Origin of the sequence: Aestuariibacter sp. A3R04 (genome assembly GCF_018860805.1) — a bacterium.
GTDB lineage: Bacteria > Pseudomonadota > Gammaproteobacteria > Enterobacterales > Alteromonadaceae > Alteromonas.
Window position 1 is genome coordinate 381,260 of record NZ_JAHKQR010000011.1, and the last position, 25,199, is coordinate 406,458.

Here is a 25,199-nt window from a genome sequence, read left to right on the forward strand (position 1 = left end):
TCAGGCGGCCGGTGCCGGGCGCGTGCAGGAGGCAATAACTTCAGTGTCATTGTCGTCGTTAACCTGTTCTAAGAATACGTCGAATTTCCACAATCTGAACAGGTGCCGCATGACTTCATCTTTAGAGTCAGCCAAGGGAATACCGCGGTGAGGTACGTACCTTAGCGTAAGCGACCGATCACCCCGAACATCCACATTGTAAATCTGAATATTCGGCTCTAAATGACTCAGGTTGTACTGGGCAGACAGCTTTTCTCTGATTTTTAAATAACCCTGTTCGTCGTGTATAGCACTCACGCTAACAAAGGGGTTTTTAGCATTGTCTTCAATGGAAAAGAGCTTGAAATCTCTGATTAACTTGGGCGACAAAAATTGACTGATGAAACTCTCATCCTTAAAGTTTTTCATGGCGAAATGTACGGTGTCTAACCAATTTTTCCCCGCTACATCTGGCAGGTAATAGCGGTCTTCATCGGTGGGGTTCTCACACATCCGTTTAATATCCATGAACATATTGAACCCTAGTGCATAGGGGTTAATACCAGAGTAATAAGGGCTGTTGTATTCGGGTTGCATTACCACGCCACTGTGGTTGTGGAGAAACTCCAACATAAAGCGGTCAGTGACGAGCCCTTCGTCGTACATAGTATTGAGAATGTGATAATGCCAGAAACATGCCCATCCCTCGTTCATTACCTGGGTTTGTTTCTGAGGATAAAAATACTGGGAAACTTTTCTGACGATACGAACGAGTTCGCGCTGCCAGGGCTCCAGCAACGGGGCATTTTTTTCAATAAAATAGAGTAAATTTTCCTGCGGCTCTTCCGGGAATCGACGTTTTTTTGGGGCGTGTGCATCGGGCTGGTCAGGCAGCGTGCGCCATAACTCGTTTACCTGAGATTGAAGATACTTTTCTCGTTGTTCCTGGCGAGCCTGTTCTTCCTGCATTGAAATTTTCTGAGGTCGCTTATATCTGTCGACGCCATAATTCATTAGCGCATGACAAGAGTCGAGCACAGCTTCGACTTCTTCGGTACCAAACCGTTGTTCACATTTTGCAATGTAGTTTTTAGCAAATACGAGATAATCAATAATTGAGCTTGCATCGGTCCAGGTTTGGAACAAATAATTGCCTTTGAAAAAAGAATTGTGTCCGTAACAGGCATGGGCCATGACCAATGCTTGCATAGTAATGGTATTTTCTTCCATTAAATAGGCAATACACGGGTCTGAATTAATTACGATTTCATAAGCTAACCCCATTTGGCCGCGGCGGTAATTCTGTTCAGTTTGAATAAATTTTTTACCGAAAGACCAGTGAGTGTAATTAATTGGCATGCCAATACTGGCATAGGCATCCATCATCTGTTCTGCAGTGATGACTTCTATCTGGTTGGGGTAGGTATCCAGTCTGAAGCTTTTCGCGATGCGGTCTATATGGCTTTCGTACTGCTCCAGCATGGGAAAAGTCCAGTCAGGCCCGTCACTCAGCGGCTGTTGGGATTGCTTGGATGGGCTCGTCATACTAACCTCCTGAAGACACGTCCTGTTCTGATTTTCTAAATAGCTCGCGAAAAACCGGGAATATATCGTTGACGGATTGAATGTGTTTGCAGACAAAATTCTCGCAAGTATTTTCTACCAATTGGTATTCCCGCCACAGGCTTTGATGTTGTCGCTCTGTAATTTCGATATACGCAAAGTAGCGGGTAACAGGCAGCAAATCATTGAGTAGGATCTGTTTGCATTGAGGGGAGTCGTCAGCCCAGTTGTCGCCATCTGAGGCTTGCGCCGCATAGATATTCCAATCACTGTCGGAGAAACGTGCTTTTATGATTTCATCCATTAGCTTAAGTGCACTTGAAACGATAGTTCCGCCAGTTTCCTGCGAATAAAAAAAAGTGTGTTCGTCCACTTCTTTTGCCTGAGTGTGATGGCGAATATATACCACTTCTACGTTTTCGTAAGTACGGCTAAGGAAAAGGTAAAGCAGAATATAAAACCGTTTTGCCATATCTTTGGTGGTTTGATCCATCGAACCAGATACATCCATCAGGCAAAACATGACGGCCTTGCTGGTTGGTACAGGGCGTTTGTCATAGTTTTTAAAACGCAGATCAAAAGTATCAATAAAAGGAACGCTGGCTATTTTCTTCTTAAGCGCTTCAATTTCTTTTTCTAGGGCGAGAATTGCAAGCTGGTTGTCGTGTTTATCTCCTTTAAGTTTAGCCAGTGCTTCTTCTTTTTCCTTAAGGATACGCTTATGGGCAGCGGTGAGGGCAATACGTCTGGCAACAGAACCCTTGAGGGAACGCACAATATCAAGGTTACTTGGCACGCCATCGGTTTGATAGCCGGCGCGGTATGTCTCGTACTGTACTACTTTGTCGAACTGATTTCTTTTTAGGTTCGGCAGAGCGAGATCGTCAAAGAGCAAATCCAGATATTCGTCCTTGGAAATGGTAAACACAAATTCATCCTGACCTTCGCCGTTATCGCTGGCGTCTCCCTGGCCCTGACCCTGACCTCCTCCGGGAGGAGGTCTGTCAATCTTGTCTCCAGCGGTGAACTGGTCATTGCCCGGGTGAACAACCGTACGTTCTCCGCCATGGCCGGTGTGAAACACCGGTTCACTGATATCTCGGGTTGGAATACTAATTTGTTCGCCGGTTTCTAGATCGGTCACAGAGCGCTTACTAACAGCGTCAGAGACTGAACGTTTAATTTGTTGCTTATAACGGCGAAGGAAGCGCTGGCGATTAACCGTACTTTTTCCTTTGCTGTTAAGTCTTCTGTCTATAAAATGCGCCATACATACCCACTGTGAAGTTACCAAATCAAAGCGACAAACCCTTTTTTACATCAGGACGCTTTGCGAACACGCAGGTACCAGTCACACAATAACCTGACTTGTTTCTGTGTATAGCCTTTTTCCACCATCCGGTTGACAAAGTCGTCATGCTTTTTCTTGTCTTCTGTGGAACCCTTGGTGTTAAAGGATATGACTGGCAGTAGATCCTCGGTATTTGAGAACATTTTTTTCTCAATGACAGTACGTAACTTTTCATAACTGGTCCACGAAGGGTTTGTACCTCCGTTACTTGCCCGCGCTCGCAGCACGAAGTTGACAATTTCGTTGCGGAAGTCTTTTGGGTTACTAATACCGGCTGGCTTTTCCGTTTTTTCTAATTCCGCGTTGAGTGACTCTCTATCGAACAATTGCCCGGTTTCAGGATCTCGGTATTCCTGATCCTGAATCCAAAAATCTGCATATGTCACGTAACGGTCAAAGAGGTTTTGTCCATACTCAGAATACGATTCGAGGTAGGCAGTTTGAATTTCCTTGCCGATAAATTCAACATAGCGTGGAATGAGATAGCCTTTAAGATATTCCCGGTACTGATCTGCAGTGTCTCTTGGGAATTGCTCACGTTCAATTTGCCTTTCCAGTACGTAAAACAGATGTACCGGGTTGGCCGCTACCTCCTGGTGATCAAAATTAAACACTCTGGATAAAATTTTAAACGCGAAGCGGGTGGATAACCCCTCCATGCCTTCGTCTACGCCTGCGTAATCCCGGTATTCCTGATAGGATTTTGCTTTCGGATCGGTATCTTTCAGACTTTCGCCGTCATAAACCCGCATTTTCGAGTAGATACTTGAGTTCTCAGGCGCTTTAAGTCGTGAAAGAACGGTAAACTGAGCCAGGCATTCAAGGGTATCAGGTGCGCAAGGTGCACCACGGAGTTCGCTACTATCAAGTAGTTTACGGTATATCCGCATTTCCTCGGTAACCCGCAAACAATAGGGGACTTTGACAATATAAACGCGGTCGAGGAACGCTTCGTTATTCTTATTGTTGCGAAAAGTTTGCCATTCTGATTCATTGGAGTGCGCGAGAATAAGACCGTCGAATGGCAACGCAGAAAACCCTTCTGTAGGGTTGTAATTGCCTTCTTGAGTTGCCGTTAACAATGGGTGAAGTACCTTAATTGGGGCTTTAAACATTTCGACAAATTCCATCAGGCCCTGATTGGCTTTACACAGGGAACCTGAGTAGCTGTATGCGTCCGGGTCGTTTTGTGCAAATTGTTCCAATTTTCGAATGTCAACTTTACCCACCAGTGAGGAAATATCTTGGTTGTTCTCATCACCAGGCTCTGTTTTGGCAATGCCAATCTGGTCTAAAATAGAAGGATAAACACGTATCACTTTAAATTTGCTGATGTCGCCGCCGTATTCGTGAAGTCTTTTTCTGGCCCAGGGTGACATGATGGTTTTCAAGTAGCGTTGTGGGATGCCATATTCCTTCTCCAGGATATGACCGTCCTCGGTGACATCGAATAGCGAAAAAGGGTGATCGTTTGTCGGAGAGCCCTTCAGCATGTATATGGGCACATTTTGCATAAGTTCTTTCAGCCTTTCAGCCAAAGAGGATTTACCGCCTCCAACAGGACCTAACAAATAGAGAATTTGTTTCTTCTCTTCCAATCCCTGTGCTGCGTGTTTCAAATAAGAAACAATTTGCTCAATTGCTTCTTCCATGCCGTAGAATTCGTGAAAAGCGGGATAGCGTGCGATGACGCGATTGGAAAAGATACGACTGAGTGCCGGATCAGTGGAGGTGTCTATCATTTCAGGTTCACCGATAGCCTGAAGTAAACGCTCTGCTGAGTTAGCATAGGCAGAAGGGTCTGTTTTACATATATCCAGAAATTCCTGGATGGTGAATTCTTCCTGTTGGCGTTCTTCGTATCGTTGCTGGTAATGCTCGAAAATACCCATAGATTTCCCCAAAAAACGGATTCCCGTAATTACAGCTTAGCCCTGTTTCGGAAGTTTTAAAGGGATTTTTCAGGATATTTGGGAATAACAGCTCGTCAATTGGTCTAATAAAAGAATGAACCTTTCCGTAAAAAAAAGGTCTCTACTAGGTCGTTGAGAATGTGAAATAAATGTAATGAAAACCCGACGTTAGCCGGGTTTTCATTGTATCTTGTCACAGCGTCAGAAGTGCACCGATTACTTGGCGAAGTTTTCTGCTGCAAAGGTCCAGTTTACTAATTGCCAGAAGTTTTCCAGATACTTAGGACGTGCATTGCGGTAGTCGATATAATAAGCGTGTTCCCACAAATCTACGGTAAGTAACGGCGTTACACCTTCATCAGTTAGGGGAGTACCCGCGTTACTCGTGTTTACAATGTCAAGGTTGCCGTCGGCCGTTTTTACCAACCAGGTCCAGCTTGAACCAAAGTTGTTCACAGCTTTGTCATCAAAAGCCGCTTGGAAATCGGCAAATGACCCCCACTTAGCCACAATAGCATCTGCCAGCGCACCTGTTGGTTCACCACCGCCATTAGGGCTTAAGCAGTGCCAGTAAAACGTATGATTCCAAATCTGCGCTGCATTATTAAATACGCCGCCTTCAGAGGTTTTGATGATTTCTTCAAGATCTTTGGACTCCAGATCCGTGCCTTCTACCAAACCATTTAACTTTGTCACATAAGTGGCGTGGTGTTTGCCGTAGTGATACTCGAGGGTTTCTGCAGAAATATGTGGTTCAAGTGCATTTTTTTCGTACGGCAGTGGTGGTAGTTCAAACGCCATTTGAATTCTCCGTGTTTTCCAATGAATGAATAGCGCGCTGTATTGGCCTGTTTTCAATAGCAACGCGCGAGTTAACTAACGGTTATATTGGGATAGTTTTCACTATTACAATGATGTGCTTGTGAATTTTTCATGACCAAGACCGTTCATTGTGGTGTCTATTACATCGTAAACGAATTTGCGCACAATGGATCACTTTTCTTACCTCGAGCATGCTTGAATTTGCATAAGCTGATATTATATCTGTTCTAAGACAAATTAGTTCACCCGCGAAGAGGATCGGATGGAAAACAATACCGAGTCAACTGTAGATAAAATTAAGCAGCAAATAGAAGAAAATCCTATTTTGCTATACATGAAAGGGTCACCTAAGTTACCAAGCTGTGGTTTTTCCGCCCAGGCTGTTCAGGCGTTGATGTCTTGTGGCGAAGCATTTGCTTATGTCGATATTCTGCAAAATCCGGATATCAGAGCGGAATTGCCTAAATACGCTAACTGGCCGACATTTCCTCAACTGTGGGTAGACGGGGAACTCGTGGGTGGGTGTGACATTATCATTGAAATGTTCCAACAAAATGAATTGCAACCTCTTATCAAAGAAACCGCGGAAAAACACAAGACCGCAGAGTAGCTTTCACTGGCGTGGCTGATACCTAAAAACCAAACCAAACCCGGCCGCCGCCGGGTTTTTTATCTCACCAAAGACCCTGCTAGCTATACCTCGTCCTATAAATTTTCCTACCGGGTTTCACTGTGTAGACAATCGTAATACGCTGTTATGTAAATGATGTTAAAAGTTAAATAGACGCGTAAAACAGCGGAATCTCTACAAGGTTATTACCCGCATATATATGTATAGACAAGTGGTAATTCGAGATCCTCTACGGAGATGAAAAAAATATTTTTTTCGTCGAAAACCGTTTGTTTTCCTTGGGTTAGCGATCTATAACACCTCCATCTGCCTGTAGTTTGGCAGAGAACAAAAAAACACAAAATAATAAATTGATGGCGTGTGTCACAGGGACTGTCTCCCCCCGTGGCGCACGCATCAACGCTAAAATATCCAGGAAACCACTATGAAAACATCTATGTCCCTCGTGACTAAACACGTCCGAACTGCACTAACGGCATCTGCCGCTGTGAGTATGCTGGCATCTTTGAATGTCCAGGCGCAGCAGTCGGAAGAAGCTGCTGAAGATATTGAGCAAATTGCTATTGTCGGTACACGGGGAGCGCCCCGTTCCGTAGGTGATTCCCCCGTACCGGTAGACATTATCTCCAGCGAAGAGTTTCAAAATCAGGGGGCCACAGACATGGTCTCCATGATGCAAACCGTTGTGCCTTCATTTAACGTTAACGATCAACCCATCAACGACGCTTCTACTCTGGTGCGTCCTGCTAACCTTCGTGGTATGGCATCAGACCATACATTGGTCTTGGTTAATGGTAAACGTCGTCACCGCTCTGCAGTAATCACCTTCTTGGGGGGCGGCCTTTCTGACGGTGCACAAGGCCCGGATATTTCCGTTATTCCCTCATCGGCACTCAAGCAGGTTGAGGTTTTACGTGATGGTGCCGCAGCACAATACGGTTCTGATGCTATCGCCGGAGTAGTGAACTTTGTCTTGAAAGACAACGACGAAGGGGGAATGTTTGAAGCGCGCTACGGTTCGTACTACGAGGGTGATGGTGACCTGATGCAGGTGTCGGGAAACATAGGTCTGCCATTGAGCGACAATGGATTTATTAACCTGTCTGCGGAATACCGTACTTCTGATCCTACGTCCCGAAGTGTACAGCGCGACGATGCCGCAGCACTTATTGCAGGCGGTAACACCTTTGTGGAAGAGCCAGCGCAAATATGGGGTAGCCCGGAAATTAAAGACGACATAAAAATATTTGCAAATTTGGGGCTGGAGTTAAGCGACAACGCTGAGGCTTACGCCTTCGGTAACTACGCAACACGTGAAGTGGAAGGTGGATTTTACTACCGCCATCCTCACACTCGTAGCGGCGTATATGACGGCGGCACAAACGAAGACGGTGAGCAGTTGCTGTTGGTGGGGGATTTAACGGGAGATATGTCCGGTAACTGTCCTACCGATATTGTTGTGGGTGATAATGTACTGGACAACCCTCGCTATGTGAGTGAAGTTGCTAATAATCCAGACTGTTTTTCTTTTAACGAAATGTTTCCCGGAGGTTTTACCCCAAAATTCGGCGGTACAGTAACCGATATGTCTCTCGTGTTTGGTACCCGTGGAGAGCTGGCTAATGAAATTGGCTATGATATTAGTTTGAATTTAGGCCAGAACGAAATTGAATTTGCCATTTCCAATACAATTAACCCGTCGTTGGGTCCGGATACCCCAACCTCTTTCAAGCCAGGCACATATACCCAATCAGAACAAACGCTTGATATCGATTTGACGAAACCCATTGATATCGGTTTGAATGACCCTTTATATCTCGCTGGTGGTTTCCAGTATCGTCATGAAAGCTACGAATCCATTGCCGGGGATATTGCTTCATATGAAATTGGTCCATTGGCGTCACAAGGCTTTGGTATTGGTTCAAACGGTTTCCCTGGTTTGTCGAACAAGAGTCAGAATGACGCGTCTCGTCACAATATTGCGTTTTACCTTGACGCTGAGATGTACCTTACCGATGACTTCTTAATTGCCGGTGCTGTCCGCTACGAAGATTACTCCGATTTTGGTACTACTACAAAAGGTAAGGTGTCCGCACGTTATCAATTGACAGAAAGCATAGCCCTTCGCGGTGCTTATTCAACGGGCTTTAAAGCGCCTACTATTGGACAGAGTAATGTGCGAAATGTCACCACGGCGTTTGGTGCAGGTGGTAAGCTGGAAGACCAGGCTACCTTGCCGCCTACAGATCCAATTTCAGTACAGAAAGGTGGTACAGAACTGACGCCGGAAGAGTCTGAGTCAATTAGCTTTGGTGTGGTTGCTGAGTTTGAAAACGGTTTGTTCGTAACCGCCGACTATTACCACATTGAAGTGACAGATCGCATTAGTACAACATCGGCAATTGCGCTTACCGAAGATGATATTGCTGCGCTATTGGCTCAGGGGGTTAGTGATGCGTCGAGCTTCTCTGCAGTGAAATATTTCACAAACGACTTCGATACTACCACGGAAGGTGTGGATATTGTTGCGAACTACAGTCAGGAAATGTTCGGTGGTGATACTAAATATTCGCTGGCCTATAACTGGACATCTACTACTGTTGACGATGCATCAGATAACATTACACCTGATCGTATTCGCATGCTCGAAGACAACTTACCGCCAGTACGCTGGAGCTTCACCGCGAATCATACCAACGGTGACTGGCGCTTGCTCGGTCGTGTGAATTACTATGGTAGTATCTTCGAAGACCATCTGGATTCGTCTTTACCCATAGATAAAGTAGGATCGGAGCTGTCTGTTGATGTTGAAGTGGGCTATCACGTAAACGACAATCTGCAACTGGTTGTTGGGGCCAAAAATGCGTTGGATGAATATCCGGATCGCAATGTCGCCTATGACAGCGAGGTGGCAGGTGCTAAGTATCCGGTGACTTCACCATTGGGCATTAATGGTGGGTTCTATTACGTCCGCGGTATTTATACCTTTTAATAGAACGTAAATGTTCGGTGTAAAAAGGGGGCTTTGCTCCCTTTTTAAGCCGAAAGAATGAGAAAAACGCATGACTTCATGATGCCTGTGCTGGCATGATAGATTCATGCGTAAACGATTCACTACATGAGCCGCTCAATAACCATGTCAGGAAAGTCGACTATCACAGCTACTTTCGTAAAGTATCGCGCGAAGATGATGCGTGCTGTTAGTGCTATTGTTGGTGCAGACGACATCGAGGACATCGTTCAGGATGCGTTTATAAGAAGTTACGAAGCTGAATTAAAGCAAGAAATTAAGTATGAGCGCACTTACATGCTAAAGACGGCCAGAAATCTGGCGTTGAATCATGTAAAGAGCGCCGCCCATCAGCTGAACGAGTCAATGGAAAATATGGACATGTTGCCCCATGATTTGGTGGGGTATAGCCTGGAAAAACATGTCGAAAGTAAACAGCGGTTTATTCATTTTTGCCGCGCAACTGAGTCGCTGTCACCCGAGGTAAGAAGGGTGTTTTTATTAAAAAAGGTGTACGGTATGCGCCAGCGAGAGATCGCCGAACTGGTGGGATTGAGCGAGAGTACCGTAGAAAAGCATGTTGCCAAGGGCTTGTTGCAATGTGCCCGTTTTCTAGCTTCTTCCGAACAGGTGGACGGGGCAGAAACTGTTGGTGCTGAACCGTCAGGACAATCAAAGTAGTTTAGGCATGAGTAACGTCAGTAAGTTTTCCAGTAAAGACGAAATACACGAAGAAGCTTGTCTTTGGATAAGCCGCATTGACCGTGGTTTGTCGGCTGAAGAAGCAGAATCCCTACAGCAATGGATGGCTGCAAGCCAAAGTCACAGACGCATATTGTTTGAGCTCGCCCAATTGTGGGATGATCTCAGCGTATTAAATGAGCTGAAAGGACTGTTTCCACTGAAAACCAGTCACAAAGGCGATACGTTAAAAGCGAGAAAAATCTTGCGACATGCGCGTTGGAGTGTGGCGGCTGGCTTTATTTTAATGGCAGCTGCTGCATTGATGATGGTTGATTCACAATGGTTTGGACGAAATGACAATGGTTATGCGTTGGTCCAGCGTGTGGGTACGGCTATAGGCGAACAAAAGACGCTGACATTGGATGACGGTTCTGTGATTCATCTGAATACTAATTCGGCTATTCATATTTCCTATAACGACGTACAACGCAAAATCGATTTGATAAAAGGCGAAGCTCATTTTACCGTGGCTCACGATGCGACTCGGCCGTTTACGGTAAATGCGGGCGCAAACTCGGTAACGGCCATTGGTACTGCGTTTAATATGCAGTATACCCACGATGATGTATTCGAATTGGTTGTGACTGAGGGCCGTGTTCTGGTGCAGGATAAACAGGCCAGCATTACTCGTGAAGAGATTGCCGATGTCATCACTCATCGCACGGCGTCTCATGCGGCGCGATTAGTTGACGCGGGAGAGAAAGCTAAGGTTGCCGGTACAGTGAACGATAGGCAGAGTCTTGATGACAGCGCTATGGAACAGGATCTCGCCTGGCAGCAGGGCATGATTGTCTTCAAGGGAGAACCCTTGGAGGATGCGTTGCGTGAAATTGAGCGATATACCGCAGTAGATTTCGAAATTCAGGGGGATTCCCTTAAACAAAAACGCGTTGCAGGGTACTTTAAAGTGGGAGACATTAGCGGTTTACTATTCGCATTGAAAAACAGCTTTAATATTGAACACAAACGCTTGGATCCGATGACAATTCAATTGTCCGAACGCGATGCGGGTGGTGACGCCTAGTCGTTCAGTCCGATGTATTATCACGGGGATAATAAGACGTTAGATCTGTTCAAGTACCCGTTCAGGGTTTGTTCTGCCAGATGCATTTGGGTACTTTAATATTATTCCATTGATATTTCCGGCTTACATATTCTCGCCTTTTGTATAGTATATTGAATTGTTATTACATTGGAATAGGTAAAAGGCTTCGCAGACATGGCGTTTCATTTCTTTTTAAAACGGCTGTACCCTTGCGGTTTACCTTTATCACATCATGCAGATAATGTTTGTTTTCTATTTAACAACCAACGGAAATATCGTTAAGCCTTCATGAGAGCCATCAATTCCAACCGTTTGATTGTAATGGGCTTATCAATGCTCGCCGCATCTTGGAGCGGGTTTTCCTTAGCACAACAAACCTTTCAGTTTGACATCAATCCTCAGCAGGCTGATGAAGCGCTCACGGAATTTGCCAAACAGGCGAATACCACGTTGTTGTTTCCCATTGAAATGGCCGAGCGGATCAAAGCCAATGGGCTGTCGGGTACTTTCACGCTGAAAGAAGGTTTGCAATTACTATTAGCAGGGACGCCCCTGGCAGTTCAAATTGATGCCACGGGTATGTTGGTAGTCAAAGCCGCGCCAGAGAGACCTAAAACAATTTTGCCTCGGGGGCCGGTTACAAGAATTAATGACAACATTGGTTTTTCTATTGAGCGAATTGCTGTCGTGGGTACCCGCAGTGCACCGCGTTCGGTAGTTGAGTCTCCGGTGCCTCTGGATATTATCGGCATCAACGCGATGCAGTCTCAGGGGGCCACAGACGTTTTAAGTATGCTGTCGGCGACAGTGCCATCGCTGAATGTAAACGATCAGCCAATTAACGACGCGGCCAGCTTGGTGCGTCCAGCAAACCTGCGAGGGATGGCCGCTGACCACACGCTTATTTTGGTCAACGGAAAGCGCCGCCATCGCTCTGCGGTTATTACCTTTCTCGGTGGTGGATTGTCCGATGGAGCCCAGGGGCCTGATATTTCTGTGCTTCCTGCCGCAAGTATGAAGCAGGTTGAAGTGTTACGAGATGGAGCTGCAGCCCAGTATGGTTCAGATGCCATTGCCGGCGTGATCAATTTTGTCCTAGATGACGAGGCTGAGGCGGGGTATTTTGCCGTAAAGACCGGTCAGCATCTTGAAGGGGATGGGGAAGTACTGCAAATTCAGGCTAACAAAGGCTATGCGATGGCAGAGGGCTTTCTCAACATTACGACAGAGTACCGGCAACAGAATGATACCCATCGCGCTGTTCAGCGCGACGATGCTCAGACGCTCATTGATGCCGGCAATGTTTACGTATCCTCGCCAGCCCAAAATTGGGGAGCACTTGAAGTTAACAGTGAATGGAAGTTAGCTTTCAACAGTGAGACAGCAGTTACAGATGACATAGCATTTTATTCCTTTGCTACAGCCGCACGACGGGAAGTGAGCGGTGGTTTTTACTACCGTCATCCTCAATTGCGCTTAGGGGTATTCCTCGATCCGAACAGTCCTTCCAGTCAATTGTTAGTGGCCGATCTCGATGGTGAAGGGCAGGGCGTGACCTGTCCCACGGTACCTATTGTTGATGACAATATACTTGATGACCCTGCCTATTTGTTGATTGCCGATGAGTACTCAGATGTAGGTCTAAATTGTTTCTCATTTAACGAGTGGTTTCCCGGTGGTTTTACACCTCGATTTGGCGGCGTGATTAAAGACGGTGCGTTTTTTAGTGGTATACGTGGCGCATTAAATGACGATTGGATCTTTGACTTAAGTGGCAGCATTGGCTACTCGAACGTACGTTTTAATCTTGAAGATACGGTTAATCCCTCCTTGGGACCCGCATCACCCACGCATTTTTCTCCCGGCGCGGTAAGCCAGGTTGAACGTACGGTTAACCTGGATTTCTCGCGGTTTTTCTCCGGCTGGACCGCTAATCCCATCAGTATGGCACTGGGTGTTGAATGGCGCAGAGAAACCTACAGCCAGTCCCAAGGTGACGAAGCATCCTGGATAGCCGGTCCATTTGCTCAGGTAAAAACGGAAAACAGGACGACGGGTTTTGGTATCGGTTCAAACGGTTTTCCAGGTTATCAGCCCGTTTCTCAGGGGCATTGGAGTCGGCATAATTGGGCTATCTACGGCGATATCGAATTCTACCTCACTGAAAACTGGCAGTGGGCGGTAGCACTAAGAGGGGAGCGTTTCTCCGATTTTGGCTCAACCCTCGACGGAAAGCTCAATGCCAGGTACGTCCTGAGCGATGTATTTTCGTTGCGGGGCTCAGTTAGTTCTGGGTTTAAAGCGCCCACCGTGGGACAAAGCAATGTCATTAACATTACCACTGCGTTTTCGTCTACCGGATTAGAAGACCACGCGACCTTACCACCAACTCATCCTATTTCTCAGTCGTTAGGGGCTGAGCCGTTAACGCCGGAATCTTCGCGAAATTTTAGTATGGGAGTGGTGGCATTTTGGGATGAAGACCTTTACCTTACACTGGACTATTTTAATATTCATCTGACAGACCGCATTAGTACGACTTCCGCAATTCCCCTGACAGATTCTGCTATAGCAGCTTTGGTGGCTGAAGGGCATGCTGAAGCAGCGAACTACAATGCAATAAAGTACTTTGCAAATGATTTTGATACCCGTACTCAGGGAGTGGATCTGGTTTTCAATTATCGCTTCGAAGCAATGGGCCTGACTCATGCCTTTACTTCTTCGGTAAATTGGACGGATACCCATGTGGAACGATTGTCGTCGTTTCCGCAGATAGCAGAGTCGGGAGAACGCATTCTTGTACCCAGCCTTACACCGCAACGGGTTCGCATGTTAGAAGAAAACCTGCCGTCGGTACGGGGGAGCATGACGCTTCGTCAGCATTGGCAGGCCTTTACGATGCTGTGGCGAATGAATTATTACGGCAGTTTTTATGAAGACCATCTCGACGCTGCGGCGGGCTTAGATATCAATAGTGGTAGCACGGTAACACTGGACGCCGAATTTACGTGGCATTTCTCAGAAAACACCACGCTTATTTTTGGTGCGTCCAATCTGTTTAATCAGTTTCCAGACAAGAATCCACATTTAGGAGTAGCGGGGGCATTATATCCGCCCACATCGCCGTCTGGAATCAACGGAGGCTTTGCCTATTTTCAGGCGAAAGTGGCGTTTTAGTTTTAGCAGACTTCTCTAAATAAGGACTCGTCAACAATAGTGGCATCGATGATTTGCTGGGCCATTTGAATGCATTTGCCGCACTGTGCGCCGACGTCGAGGTGGTGACGGAGTTCACGCATATTGCCAACACCCGCATGTTCCACTGCCTGAGCAATATCTTTGTCTGTTACACCGTAACACATACATACGTACATGAAATATCCTCTAAAACTAATCGTTAATGATAATAGTTGTTATTAGTGTCAATGGCAAGAGGACTAAAAGCGTCTTACGGGAAAAATGCTTATTTCATTGAAATGTAATAAAATAAATTTTTAGTGTTACCTTGGCTTTTTGCCAAGAGCACACATATACCTTGTACCTTTTAAGGTATAAAAACTACAGATGGAGAATATTATGAGCGTATTGGTAGGTCGTCCGGCCCCTGACTTTACTGCTGCGGCAGTACTAGGTAGTGGTGAAATTGTTGATAGCTTCACGTTAAGTGACGCAATCAAAGGTAAAAAAGCAGTAATTTTCTTTTATCCCCTGGATTTTACATTTGTTTGTCCTTCTGAGCTGATTGCGTTTGACAAGCGTTATGAAGAATTCCAAAAGCGCGGTGTGGAAGTAATTGGTGTGTCTATTGATTCTCAGTTCTCTCACAATGCGTGGAGAAATACGCCGGTAAATCAAGGCGGTATTGGTCCAGTAAAATACACTCTGGTAGCCGATGTGAAACATGAAATATGTCAGGCTTACGACGTTGAGCATCCTGAAGCTGGCGTTGCGTTCCGTGGCTCATTCCTGATTGACGCGGAAGGTCAGGTACGTCACCAGGTAGTGAACGATTTGCCACTGGGTCGTAACATTGATGAAATGTTGCGCATGGTAGACGCACTTAGCTTCCACGAAGAACACGGTGAAGTGTGTCCTGCAGGTTGGACTGAAGGGAAAGCGGGTATGGACGCATCTCCTGACGGTGTAGCGAAATATCTGTCAGAGCAAGCGGATAATTTATAAGAAGGAAGCCGGCATTTGATGCCGGCTTTTTTACTCTTCAGTCGCTAAAGGCCAGCCACCGAGTTGCTTATAGCGATTGACGATAAAACAGAATAACTCCGCAGTGCGTTGTGCGTCGTACAATGCACTGTGTGCCTCGCTCTGATCAAAGGCGATACCCGCCTCCCGACATGCTTTTACCAGTACTGTTTGCCCCACAGCGAGTCCCGCTAAGGTCGTAGTATCGAACGACACAAACGGGTGGAACGGCGTGCGCTTTATATTACTTCGCTGAATGGCTGCATTCACAAAACCCTGATCAAATGCGGCATTGTGGGCAACAATGACTGAACGCTGACAATCAGCATCTTTCTGCAGTTTTCTAATTTGCTTACACAAATCCTTCATTGCATCGCTTTCATCGATGGCGCCTCGCAGTGGGCACTGAGGATCGATGCCATTGAATTCGAGCGCGGCAGCTTCTAGATTTGCCCCTTCGAAGGGCTTAACGTGATGATGGACTGTTTTGTCAGGATGTAAATCACCCTTGTCATCCATGGAAAGCGTAACGGCAGCTATCTCAAGTAACGCATCTGAGCCGGCATTAAACCCTGCGGTTTCGACATCTATGACAACAGGGAAGTACCCTCTGAAGCGACATTTTAATGCCGCAGCACTATCAGACATAAAGTTTGATTATCCTTTCGCAAATCGCGTGTATTTACGCTAAATTTAGGCTGTATTCACAACAAGGAAGTAATTATCGCAGGATAACTTCAAGGTATCTACCGTTGTATGGATTATCTGAGTAGCGTCGGCAGATTGTACAATTGGAACATCATTTGCCCCGGCCAGTATGCTAAACTTTTTCCAGTAAATGACGATAACAATATTGTATCCCCGATCTCGCTTTAGGATTCACTTATGAAAAGAACCCTTACTGTTTTTCTGATTCTGTATTCAGCGCTTAGTCACGGTGCTATGCGTCAGTACGCTGCCCCAGTGGAATCTTCAGATTGGGTAATGCAAGAACAAAACAGGCTCCAATGCACTTTGTCTCACCCTGTACCAGGGTACGGGAAGGCGCTTTTTTCCAGTGTAGCTTCTAAACAACTGAATATGGAATTTGAATTGGATATGCGTTTGTTACCGAAGAAATTTGGCGTAGCAGCTGTATATTCAGTGCCGCCGAAATGGATGCCAGGTGCAACACCAAAAACTATTGCTGATATGACCCTGCGCACCCAGTACAGCGGTGACCTGCCAGAGGACGCTGCCTGGACTATGCTCAGCGAGCTGGAAAAAGGGTTTTGGCCCACTATATATTATCAGGATTGGTACAATGATTACGACAAGGTAGCCGTGGCGCTTAACGCCAGTAATTTTGCGCCTGTCTATCACGACTTCGTCAACTGCGTTTCAAAATTACTGCCTTACAGTTTCGAAGATATTGCGTACACTGTGCTTTCGTACGAAAAAAACAGTACTGCACTTAGCAAGTATTCTCAAAAAAGGCTCAACATGATAGGTGAGTATCTCAAGGAAGACTCTGGTCTTGAATTAGTCCTCCTCGATGGTTACACGGACAGTTATGGCGGCAGGTGGAATAACGAGCAATTGTCTATACGACGGGCTAATCAAGTGAAAGAATACTTCACCGCCATTGGAGTGGATGCCTCGCGCATTGAAGTGACGGGGCACGGCGAAAAGCGCCATATCTCAGAAAACACTAATAGCGATGCCCGGGCATTGAACCGCAGAGTTGTGGTACGTTTATCGAAAAGTTAGCACGCTGGGCTGGTGTTGAGCGGCGGTAATCGTATACCCTGTTCCTTTTAGACGTGGGACGGTATATGAAGGTGTTTAACATTGACAAAAGTAAAGTGTTACTGGCGGCTATACTAGGGCTTATGGCTGGTTGCAGTGACAATGAAGTCGGCGACGTATCCCTGGGCTTATTTACTACAAAAGACATTAAAATTGACGCCCTTCAAGACCCGGTTGTCACCGGTGTAACCTGTCACATTTCCAGTATTGAAGCGGATTTAGATATCTCAGATCCTTCCGATAGTGCCATAGCCTGCAGACAAACTGGTCCTATTACAGCTGATATGCTCGAAGCAATCGACAAGTCTGATTCCGGTGAGGTGATATTCAAAAAATCAAAAAGTCTGTTTTTTAAGAACATGAAACTCAGGCGTATTTTCGATAAGAACGCGCAAACCCTGATATATCTCACCTACAGTACCAAAGAAACATCCGGTAGCTTTAAACACAGTTTATCAACGGTTCCCCTGTGGCAAACCGAAGCGTTCAGGCCGTCAGAATAAACGACGTGGCTCCGGCTGCGGGGAGGTTGTTTATTGAGCGTAGATAAAACTTGTTACTGGCGGAACGTGATCAGTAAATACACCGTCTACTTTCAATTGTTCAGTTAGTATAGTTAGCAGTGCTTCTTCACTCAAGCCCGAGGGTAAGGCGTCGGTTCGAAAGGTGTAGGGATGGACCATGAGTTTCAGGGATTGTGCGGTGCGCAACCAGTCTGGCGTTTTTACAGAGTCTGACGACGCGGTGTGACTATCAAGGAGTTGAGGGATCCAGGGGCCGATCCCGTTGGCGTATTTTGCGACTTTTTTCATCCCTTTTACCGTCATCAGTGCACTGTAGTCTGTGTCTGACTCTCCCCACGCGTTTTCCCCTAACAATTGAACCAGTTTACCTTTGTAGTGGAATGTCTCTCTTAGCCGTTTGACTTCGTTGAAATCAAAGCACTGGATAATAAGCTTGGACGTAGGGGAGGTCAGGCCGCGTTTTTGTAGTTGTGCTAAAACAATGGCAGAGATATCCACACCCTGAGCCCGGTGCCATGCAGGAGATTTAATTTCGGTATAAAAACCGGTTTGTCTGCCAAACTTGCGGTTTAATTGCTGTATGAGTTCAATGTGTTCATCAAGGGTAGCGATGCGAAACTGGGCGTTGTTTCCCTGGTAACGACTGGCAAACACTGGTGTGCCGTTTTCATTTGTACGTTCGTGAACCTGTAGTGTGCGCAATTCATCAAGGGTGAAATCCAGCGCGTACCAGCGGCCATCATCACGAGCTCTCTGCGGGAAGATTTCCTCAACGTTAGTGACTGTTTCAAGGTGTATGTCGTGAAGCACCACGGAAACTCCGTCTTTAGTGATGACTACATCCTGTTCAATGTAGTCCGGGCGTTGCGCGAAAGCCAGTGTGGTAGCTTCCAGTGTGTGCTCTGGAAGGTAACCAGATGCGCCTCGGTGAGCGATGACATCGAATGCAGATGCTGGAAAATGGTGGCAGACGGTAAGCACCAACGACAATACCAGTAGACGGTAATTTTCCATATTTTTTCCTTTGTGTTGTTTTTTCTGGGCGTTGTGAAAAAGGGGCGCATGTGTATTTTTTTGATAGTGGACAACACATCGCGCCGAATTTTGGCACGCTAGCACATTAAAAAGACAAAAATGTGATAACTGAAAAGGATAAACCGTCAGCGAGCAGCTAAAAAGCCTTGAAGGCTGACGGTGGGGAGGGATTATTAGTGCCGCTTAAATGGTGGTTTCCCTGCTTTAACAGGAGGTTGGTTCTTTACTACGTCGAGTTGAGCGACATCGTAAACCGGCAGTGTTTCTACGGTTCGCCTGAACGGGGGTTTGCCGCGCATGACTACTGTTCTGACCTCGGCATATTCAGTAGGGGTATCACCCTGAGCATTTTCCAATTTAGCAACGTCAGCAACAGGCAACATGATGACCTCTCGTTTAAAAGGTGGTTTACCTGAATAATCCACAACTTGTACTTTTACCGTGTCTTGTGACGCGTTGGAGGGGTTAGCATTTGCTGCGCTTATCGCAGTAAATGAGAGTGTTGAAGAAATGAAAAATACTAACAATTTCATTACAAGTGTCCTTAATTAATCGCGTTAAAATTAACCTTTAGTAGTATAAAATTTGTCATTGATTGTTGAAAAGTATCTCTCGCGATAGTTAATAGCTATCAATAGAGGCTAATCCAGCTCTGATAAAAGTTTATCTCTGCAAGACAAACGACCGCTGCGCACTGTTTCGGTGCTTTTTGGTTGGTTGTGCATTGTTGTGGTGCGCGGCGGTGGTAAGATGAAATTACTTTTCCATAAGAAACAAAACGTTAACAAAGTGGCCTTTGAGTTGCTCCCATAGTAAGTATTCAGATTAATTCGTTTGTGGGTGTGTAGAGTGAACGTCAGTAATGGGCAAGTAGGTTCAAGTTTTCTTGTTTTAAGTACTTTTTTACTTATCCTTCTGGCGGGTCAGGCGTATGGACAAACAGAACCATTTTCATTGTCCAGGCACAGTGGTGGAACCTTGTATGTGGATGTCGTCATCGATGAAATGGTTTCGGCATCTTTTCTGGTAGATACGGGCTCCGGGCTGTTGACATTGAATGAAGCCACTTTCAAAAAATGGAAAAAAGTATCTGAGGGGATGATTCTGTCTCCCATGGCGGCCCGGCTGGCCAATGGTAAGATTCAAAAAGTCGCCAGATATCAAATTGGTTCTGTGAGTATTGACGGTCGCTGTGAAATTGGCCCTATTGATGTTGCTGTGATGCCTGGTGGCGCCAACATACTGGGCATCAATGCATTAATGAAAGCAGCACCAATCACCATCACATCGTCTCAGCTCGTACTGGGTGGTTGTAGTGATATGATAGCTCAGAAGAAATAACTTATTGTTGAGTATTTACATTCTCTGTTAACGCTTTTTCCCAATATGGAACACCACTGAAATAGTCCGAGCAGAAATCGATGAAAGCTCTGACTTTGGGCGCAAGCAGTCGGGAGGAAGGATAAACAGCCCAGATTGCGGTGTGTGATACCAATGGAAAAGTAGGTAGTACCTCTACAAGTTTACCTTGGGCTAATTCTTCATAAGCACTCCAGGTCGAATTCACGGTAATGCCTATGCCCATGCGGCAGGCGTCCCTTATGGCCTCGCCGTTGTCTGTTTTAAACGTACCGTTGACTTTCAGTGCACGTTCGCCGTTTTCTGTTTTAAAATGCCATGTATCCATACCCGAAAGTACGATACAACAGTGATGTTTGAGATCATCGGGTTGTTTCGGTTCGCCATTTCGCTGTAAATACTCGGGTGACGCACACAAGACTCGCCTGTCGTTCACGAGTTTTCTCGCTATCAAACTAGAATCTTTTAATTCGGAGTTTCGTATAGCGATATCAAACCCCCCTTCAACTAAGTCAATGATGGTGTCGGACAGTTTGAGATCGACGGTTAATCTGGGAAATTCTTGCATAAACAATTGCAAAGCGGGCAATAAATGCATTCTTCCAAACGACGCAGGTGCTGTTATCCGCAGCGTACCGGCGGGAGATGTACTGCCTGCGCCGACGGATGCTTTTGCCGCTTCTACGCTGTCGAGCACATCTTCGGCGTGATGTAAAAAGGCTTTGCCTTCTTCTGTGAGCGACACACTTCGGGTAGTGCGGTGTAGTAATCTCACCCCAAGGGTACTTTCCAGTTTGTTGATATGGGCACTGGAGACAGCAGGGGACAAGCCTAATTCTTCTCCAGCCGCGCTGATGTTTTGAGTAGAAGCTATACGTACGAAGAGTTGTAAATGAGCAATGTTCATTATCAATAAAATCAGAAAAGTAATTATTCGTTGTGGTTAATTATCAATTTAACTCATTCACTCTATACTTTTCAATACGTGTTGTACCTTCCTACATAGTTTTCCACAGACAGGTGGTTTTCTAACTGATAAAGAAGCTGGGAGGTCAGGGATAGTGATATCCAATATTTAAACGGAGCACACTGTAGGCCTGCGCGGTCTTGGTTTTATCAACGGAGGTTTTATGAAGACATTTTTAATTACAGGCGCAACAGACGGCATTGGTTTTGAAACGGTAAAGCGCCTTCGCTATGCAGGCCATAACGTTTTGTTCCACGGTCGTAGCGAGGAGAAAATTGCCCGTGTGCAGGCAACATTAATGACAATACCTTCGCAAGGCAGTGTATCTTCTTTTTGTGCCGATTTAACCAACCTCAGGGACATACGAGATTTGGCAGAGAAGATTCTGCAAACAGGTACACAAATCGACGGCGTACTCAATAACGCCGGCGTGTTAAAATTGAAAAATCCCGTTACTGCTCAAGGCCTGGATGCCAGGTTTTTGGTAAACACTATTGCTCCTGCGTTGCTTACAGAGACCTTGGTGCCGGTGTTATCTACCCATGCAAGAGTTGTAAATGTATCGTCTGCAGCACAGGCGCCGGTGAATATATCACTGCTTATCGGGGAAACATCAACTCGCGATGATTTTCAGGCCTATGCACAGAGTAAGTTAGCCTTAACCATGTGGTCGCAATGGTTGGCGACGCAGTTAGTACCACCGCAGGTAAGTGTAGCGGTAAATCCCGGCTCTCTACTGGCGAGTAAAATGGTGAAAGAGGGCTTTGGGGTGTCCGGCAATGATTTATCTATCGGTGCTGCAATCTTAGAGGCGGCTCTGACATCAACAAAATTTGAGCACAGTTCAGGTAAGTACTTTGACAATGACAGTCAACAATTCACTGCGCCTCACGGCGATTCAGCCTGTGAACGTAAGGTCGCAGCGGTAGTTGATGCCATTCACGGGGTGTATCGGTAAGCTGGCTTGGTTGACATTGGCCTGCTGAAGGGAGCATAGGAAACTCGAAAAGCGCGGTGTGAGGTTAGCCGCGTTTTTGCTTTTTTGCTTTCTCTTTTAGCACTTCGTTTATGAAGCTACGACGTCCGAATTGACGAGTGATAACACACTTTTCCAAGGAAAAACCACGGGCAGGACAATACTCTCTGCCGTAGTAAATCATCTGAAGGTGAAGATCGTTCCACTTTTCCCGAGGAAACAGACGCTTTGCGTCTCGCTCAGTTTGCTCCACACTCTTTCCGTTCGACAGACCCCATCGGTACATAAGCCGGTGAATATGCGTATCCACGGGAAAAGCTGGTATGCCGAATGCCTGGGACATAACTACAGAAGCGGTTTTGTGTCCTACGCCAGGCATGGCTTCAAGCGCCGCGAAATCCGCTGGTACCTGACCATTGTGTTGTTTTATTATCATGTCCGATAAGTGCCAAATGCCCTTCGATTTCATTGGCGAGAGCCCACAGGGGCGAATGATGGCCTTGATTTCCTCAATGCTGAGCATGACCATGTCGTAAGGATTATCAGCCTTGGCGAACAATTTTGGGGTTATCTGGTTTACTCGTTCGTCGGTACACTGGGCAGACAATAGTACGGCTATTAGCAGCGTGTATGGATCCTTGTGATCCAAGGGAATAGGTATCTCCGGATAGAGGTCATCGAGAATGGCAATAATCGCTTGGACCTTTTCTTTTTTAGATAGCGGGGGCGTGTGTTCATTCATTTCGCACATCTCTTTTCGTATGCCTGTGGCGGCATCGCTTTATCGTTATTAACGTATCATTTCAGGCAATCAACTTTCGCTGGTTACCCGTATCCGCGTAACTGTCTTTTCTGCTGGTTGTTGATGGGTTGCCAGCTTTGCATCAATGATATTTTTAACGGCAATCAATAACCCCATGCCAAGAAAAGCACCGGGGGGCAAAATGGCAAGCAAGAAGGGGTGCTCGGTGGTGTACAGGGAGATTGTCCAGTTTGCCGCTATCGGCCCAAAAAGCCTGTCAGCGCCAGCCAACAGAGAGCCAGAGCCCAGTATCTCTCTCATGCCGCCCAGTATAACTAAAACGACGGTAAAACCTGCTCCCATCATGGCTCCGTCGAGTGCAGCAGGAAGCACCGGATTTTTCGACGCATAGGCTTCCGCCCGGCCAATAATGGCGCAGTTGGTGACAATAAGCGGGATGAAAATTCCCAACGTGAGGTAAAGATCATAGATAAATGCGTTCATCAATAATTGAACAATGGTTACAAATGCTGCGATTACCATCACAAAAACCGGTATGCGGATCTCATTGCGAACAATGGTTCGCACCAGACTAACAGTGATATTACTCCCCACTAATACCAAAGTGGTGGCCAAACCAAGACCGAGCCCGTTAACTAGGGTAGCGGTAACTGCCAACAATGGGCAAAGCCCCAGTAATTGCACTAATGCTGGATTGTTTTTCCACAGCCCTTCGACGATGAGGTTTTTCCATTCACTCATGTTTGTCTCCATCGTTTTGCGAATAACAACTCACGGGTTGCTGGAACAGGCTGGACTGATTTTCCTTTACGTATTGCAGGGTTCGTTTTACCGCAGACACGACAGCTCTCGGCGTAATGGTTGCCCCGGTGAATTGGTCAAATTGTCCACCGTCTTTTTGCACCTGCCATTTTTCTTCTGAAGCAGGGGATAAAGTTTTGCCGTTAAAGGCGGTAATCCAGTCGCTCACTGACATATCTATTTTGTCGCCCAGTCCTGGTGTTTCTTTGTGTTCAACCGCGCGAACACCAAGCACGGTCAGGCTGGTGTCTATTCCAATTACCAGTTCAATGTTACCGCTGTAGCCGTCGGGAGCCGTAGCTTCCAGCGCAAGTGCAACGGGCGTCTCCTGTATGCGGGCGCGATAAACATGATGCTCGGTTTCATTACCCAGTAAAGGGTCAATAACTTCTGTACAATCGGCGTACAGTTTATTGTCATAGTAATGAGCTGGTACCACTTCATTCAGTACGCTGAGTAAACGTTTTTTCTGTTGCTCTTTAATTCTTGTTTCGGTACCAAAAAAGGTCAGTGCGATTAACGCGGTGGTTACTACCGCAAATGCGCCAAGCATAAGGCCGTTCTTGCTTATGGTGTTCTTCATACTTTCCCCTTTTTATGGCCGTAAGTGCGCGGTCGGGTATAGTAGTCAATAAGCGGTACAGCCATATTCATAATAATAACGGCGAAAGCCACGGCATCAGGGTATCCGCCAAAGTTTCTGATTACAATAATCCAAAAACCAATCAGGACACCGAATATGACTCGCCCTTTTGGCGTAGTCGAGGCTGAGACGGGATCCGTGGCAATGAAAAATGCGCCAAACAATACACTGCCGTTTATCAGGTGAAAGAGTGGTGAGGCGAAGCGATCGCCATCTAGCAAATAGAGTGAGGATGAAAAAATAAGTACACTCAGCACCATACTGCCGGGAATATGCCAGCTAATCACGCGTCGTTGTAGCAAAAGTAATCCGCCGAGCAAGTAAGCAATACTCACCCAGGCCCATCCTACGGCACTGCTTTGAAAGGGGCCACTGTTGCGAAAGAGATCTGAAGACAAGAGTTCTGTATACGTCAGCGATTGTGTCAGCCCCGTTTTTACATAATCGAGAGGCGTGGCTGACGTGACGCCATCCACCAGGTTTGTAAGCTGGGTTGAGTCCATACCCGATTGCGTAAATCCGGTGAAAATAAGAAACGCAGAATCGGTAAAGCTCATTGTTGTGCCGCCTTGGGCAGCAGGCGCCCATTGTGTCATAGCTGCTGGAAATGATATCAATAACACCACGTAAGCAACCATGGCAGGATTAAATAAATTGTAACCCAGTCCCCCATATAATTGTTTGACGATGGCGATGGCAAAAAAAGCACCGATGATGGTCATCCACCACGGCAGGGTAGGTGGGATACTTACCGCAAGTAAACAGGCGGTAAGTACAGCACTGTAATCGCTGAGATGCCGTTCAATATTCTTCTTGCGCAGTGCCAGAATTCCTGCTTCTGTGATCAGTGCGGTTACTGTCGCCAGCAGTAATTGAACTACCACGCCCCAGCCGAAAAAATAAATCTGGCTTGTTAATCCAGGGATCATGGCGATCATAACCCACCGCATAATCTGTGAGGTATCTCGGTGCGAGTGGAGATGAGGTGAGCTGGACAAGGTTAGTTTCATGACTTAGTCGCTCTCTTGTTGTTTCGCGGCACGCTTGGCCTTGGCTTTTGCCACCGCAGCAGCAATGCGCTTTTT

23 protein-coding genes are annotated in these 25,199 nt (G+C 46.3%); 10 read left to right on the forward strand and 13 right to left on the reverse strand.

Annotated features, from left to right (window positions below):
- From KO518_RS11070 to sodB, 4 genes are all read right to left on the reverse strand, one after another.
- The gene (locus KO518_RS11070; RefSeq protein ID WP_216025897.1) at positions 1-1,524 is read right to left on the reverse strand and encodes a SpoVR family protein; all 1,524 of its coding nucleotides are present in this window, start codon (positions 1,522-1,524) and stop codon (positions 1-3) included.
- Position 1,525: 1 nt separating this feature from the next.
- A complete protein-coding gene (locus KO518_RS11075; RefSeq protein WP_216025898.1) occupies positions 1,526-2,812 on the reverse strand; it encodes a YeaH/YhbH family protein in 1,287 nt (428 codons plus the stop codon).
- Between the two features lie 50 nt (positions 2,813-2,862).
- Positions 2,863-4,785, reverse strand: coding sequence for a PrkA family serine protein kinase (locus KO518_RS11080; protein ID WP_216025899.1), 1,923 nt, complete (start codon positions 4,783-4,785; stop codon positions 2,863-2,865).
- A gap of 237 nt (positions 4,786-5,022) precedes the next feature.
- Positions 5,023-5,607: a superoxide dismutase [Fe] gene (gene sodB, locus KO518_RS11085; RefSeq protein ID WP_216025900.1), complete on the reverse strand. Its 585-nt coding sequence runs from the start codon at positions 5,605-5,607 to the stop codon at positions 5,023-5,025.
- Positions 5,608-5,890: 283 nt separating this feature from the next.
- On the opposite strand from sodB, the gene KO518_RS11090 reads away from it, so the two are divergent.
- The 5 genes from KO518_RS11090 to KO518_RS11110 all read left to right on the forward strand — a co-directional run bounded on the left by KO518_RS11090 (position 5,891) and on the right by KO518_RS11110 (position 14,235).
- Positions 5,891-6,238 carry a Grx4 family monothiol glutaredoxin gene (locus tag KO518_RS11090; RefSeq protein WP_216025901.1) on the forward strand — a complete coding sequence of 116 codons (348 nt, stop codon included), beginning with the start codon at positions 5,891-5,893 and terminating at the stop codon, positions 6,236-6,238.
- 445 nt (positions 6,239-6,683) lie between these two features.
- The gene (locus KO518_RS11095; RefSeq protein WP_216025902.1) at positions 6,684-9,251 is read left to right on the forward strand and encodes a TonB-dependent siderophore receptor; all 2,568 of its coding nucleotides are present in this window, start codon (positions 6,684-6,686) and stop codon (positions 9,249-9,251) included.
- A gap of 126 nt (positions 9,252-9,377) precedes the next feature.
- Complete coding sequence (locus tag KO518_RS11100; RefSeq protein ID WP_252736097.1) at positions 9,378-9,950, forward strand: RNA polymerase sigma factor; 573 nt, start codon at positions 9,378-9,380, stop codon at positions 9,948-9,950.
- 7 nt (positions 9,951-9,957) lie between these two features.
- Complete coding sequence (locus KO518_RS11105; protein WP_216025903.1) at positions 9,958-11,037, forward strand: FecR domain-containing protein; 1,080 nt, start codon at positions 9,958-9,960, stop codon at positions 11,035-11,037.
- A gap of 354 nt (positions 11,038-11,391) precedes the next feature.
- Positions 11,392-14,235, forward strand: coding sequence for a TonB-dependent receptor plug domain-containing protein (locus KO518_RS11110; protein WP_371742304.1), 2,844 nt, complete (start codon positions 11,392-11,394; stop codon positions 14,233-14,235).
- Between the two features lie 2 nt (positions 14,236-14,237).
- On the opposite strand, the gene KO518_RS11115 is transcribed toward KO518_RS11110, so the two are convergent.
- Complete coding sequence (locus KO518_RS11115) at positions 14,238-14,432, reverse strand: (2Fe-2S)-binding protein (protein WP_216025904.1); 195 nt, start codon at positions 14,430-14,432, stop codon at positions 14,238-14,240.
- Between the two features lie 202 nt (positions 14,433-14,634).
- Here KO518_RS11115 and KO518_RS11120 point away from each other — a divergent pair, with 202 nt between their 5' ends.
- The gene (locus KO518_RS11120; RefSeq protein WP_216025905.1) at positions 14,635-15,240 is read left to right on the forward strand and encodes a peroxiredoxin; all 606 of its coding nucleotides are present in this window, start codon (positions 14,635-14,637) and stop codon (positions 15,238-15,240) included.
- A 30-nt stretch (positions 15,241-15,270) separates the two neighbouring features.
- Here the strand turns inward: KO518_RS11120 and rnt are convergent, their stop codons facing one another.
- Complete coding sequence (gene rnt / locus KO518_RS11125; RefSeq protein WP_216025906.1) at positions 15,271-15,906, reverse strand: ribonuclease T; 636 nt, start codon at positions 15,904-15,906, stop codon at positions 15,271-15,273.
- Positions 15,907-16,143: 237 nt separating this feature from the next.
- Between rnt and KO518_RS11130 the strand changes: the two genes are divergently transcribed.
- Both KO518_RS11130 and KO518_RS11135 read left to right on the forward strand, forming a co-directional pair.
- Positions 16,144-17,007: an OmpA family protein gene (locus KO518_RS11130; protein WP_216025907.1), complete on the forward strand. Its 864-nt coding sequence runs from the start codon at positions 16,144-16,146 to the stop codon at positions 17,005-17,007.
- Positions 17,008-17,129: 122 nt separating this feature from the next.
- The gene (locus KO518_RS11135) at positions 17,130-17,549 is read left to right on the forward strand and encodes a CreA family protein (protein WP_252736175.1); all 420 of its coding nucleotides are present in this window, start codon (positions 17,130-17,132) and stop codon (positions 17,547-17,549) included.
- A 30-nt stretch (positions 17,550-17,579) separates the two neighbouring features.
- On the opposite strand, the gene glpQ is transcribed toward KO518_RS11135, so the two are convergent.
- Both glpQ and KO518_RS11145 read right to left on the reverse strand, forming a co-directional pair.
- A complete protein-coding gene (gene glpQ, locus KO518_RS11140; protein ID WP_216025909.1) occupies positions 17,580-18,584 on the reverse strand; it encodes a glycerophosphodiester phosphodiesterase in 1,005 nt (334 codons plus the stop codon).
- A gap of 194 nt (positions 18,585-18,778) precedes the next feature.
- Complete coding sequence (locus tag KO518_RS11145; protein WP_216025910.1) at positions 18,779-19,138, reverse strand: hypothetical protein; 360 nt, start codon at positions 19,136-19,138, stop codon at positions 18,779-18,781.
- Between the two features lie 316 nt (positions 19,139-19,454).
- Here KO518_RS11145 and KO518_RS11150 point away from each other — a divergent pair, with 316 nt between their 5' ends.
- Positions 19,455-19,946 carry a retroviral-like aspartic protease family protein gene (locus KO518_RS11150; RefSeq protein WP_216025911.1) on the forward strand — a complete coding sequence of 164 codons (492 nt, stop codon included), beginning with the start codon at positions 19,455-19,457 and terminating at the stop codon, positions 19,944-19,946.
- A gap of 1 nt (position 19,947) precedes the next feature.
- On the opposite strand, the gene KO518_RS11155 is transcribed toward KO518_RS11150, so the two are convergent.
- Entirely contained in the window at positions 19,948-20,871 is a 924-nt protein-coding gene (locus tag KO518_RS11155) for a LysR family transcriptional regulator (RefSeq protein WP_216025912.1), read from the reverse strand.
- Positions 20,872-21,094: 223 nt separating this feature from the next.
- Here KO518_RS11155 and KO518_RS11160 point away from each other — a divergent pair, with 223 nt between their 5' ends.
- Positions 21,095-21,889, forward strand: a complete 795-nt coding sequence (locus tag KO518_RS11160; protein ID WP_216025913.1) for an SDR family NAD(P)-dependent oxidoreductase — start codon at positions 21,095-21,097, stop codon at positions 21,887-21,889.
- 64 nt (positions 21,890-21,953) lie between these two features.
- On the opposite strand, the gene nth is transcribed toward KO518_RS11160, so the two are convergent.
- From nth to rsxD, 4 genes are all read right to left on the reverse strand, one after another.
- A complete protein-coding gene (gene nth, locus KO518_RS11165; RefSeq protein WP_216025914.1) occupies positions 21,954-22,649 on the reverse strand; it encodes an endonuclease III in 696 nt (231 codons plus the stop codon).
- Positions 22,650-22,718: 69 nt separating this feature from the next.
- A complete protein-coding gene (locus KO518_RS11170; RefSeq protein WP_216025915.1) occupies positions 22,719-23,411 on the reverse strand; it encodes an electron transport complex subunit E in 693 nt (230 codons plus the stop codon).
- On the reverse strand, positions 23,404-24,054 hold the full coding sequence (gene rsxG / locus KO518_RS11175) for an electron transport complex subunit RsxG (protein WP_216025916.1): 651 nt from the start codon (positions 24,052-24,054) through the stop codon (positions 23,404-23,406). Before rsxG ends, KO518_RS11170 begins: the two co-directional genes overlap by 8 nt.
- Positions 24,051-25,124, reverse strand: a complete 1,074-nt coding sequence (gene rsxD / locus KO518_RS11180) for an electron transport complex subunit RsxD (RefSeq protein WP_216025917.1) — start codon at positions 25,122-25,124, stop codon at positions 24,051-24,053. The genes rsxG and rsxD overlap by 4 nt, the downstream gene beginning before the upstream one ends.
- Between the last annotated feature and the right edge of the window lie 75 nt (positions 25,125-25,199).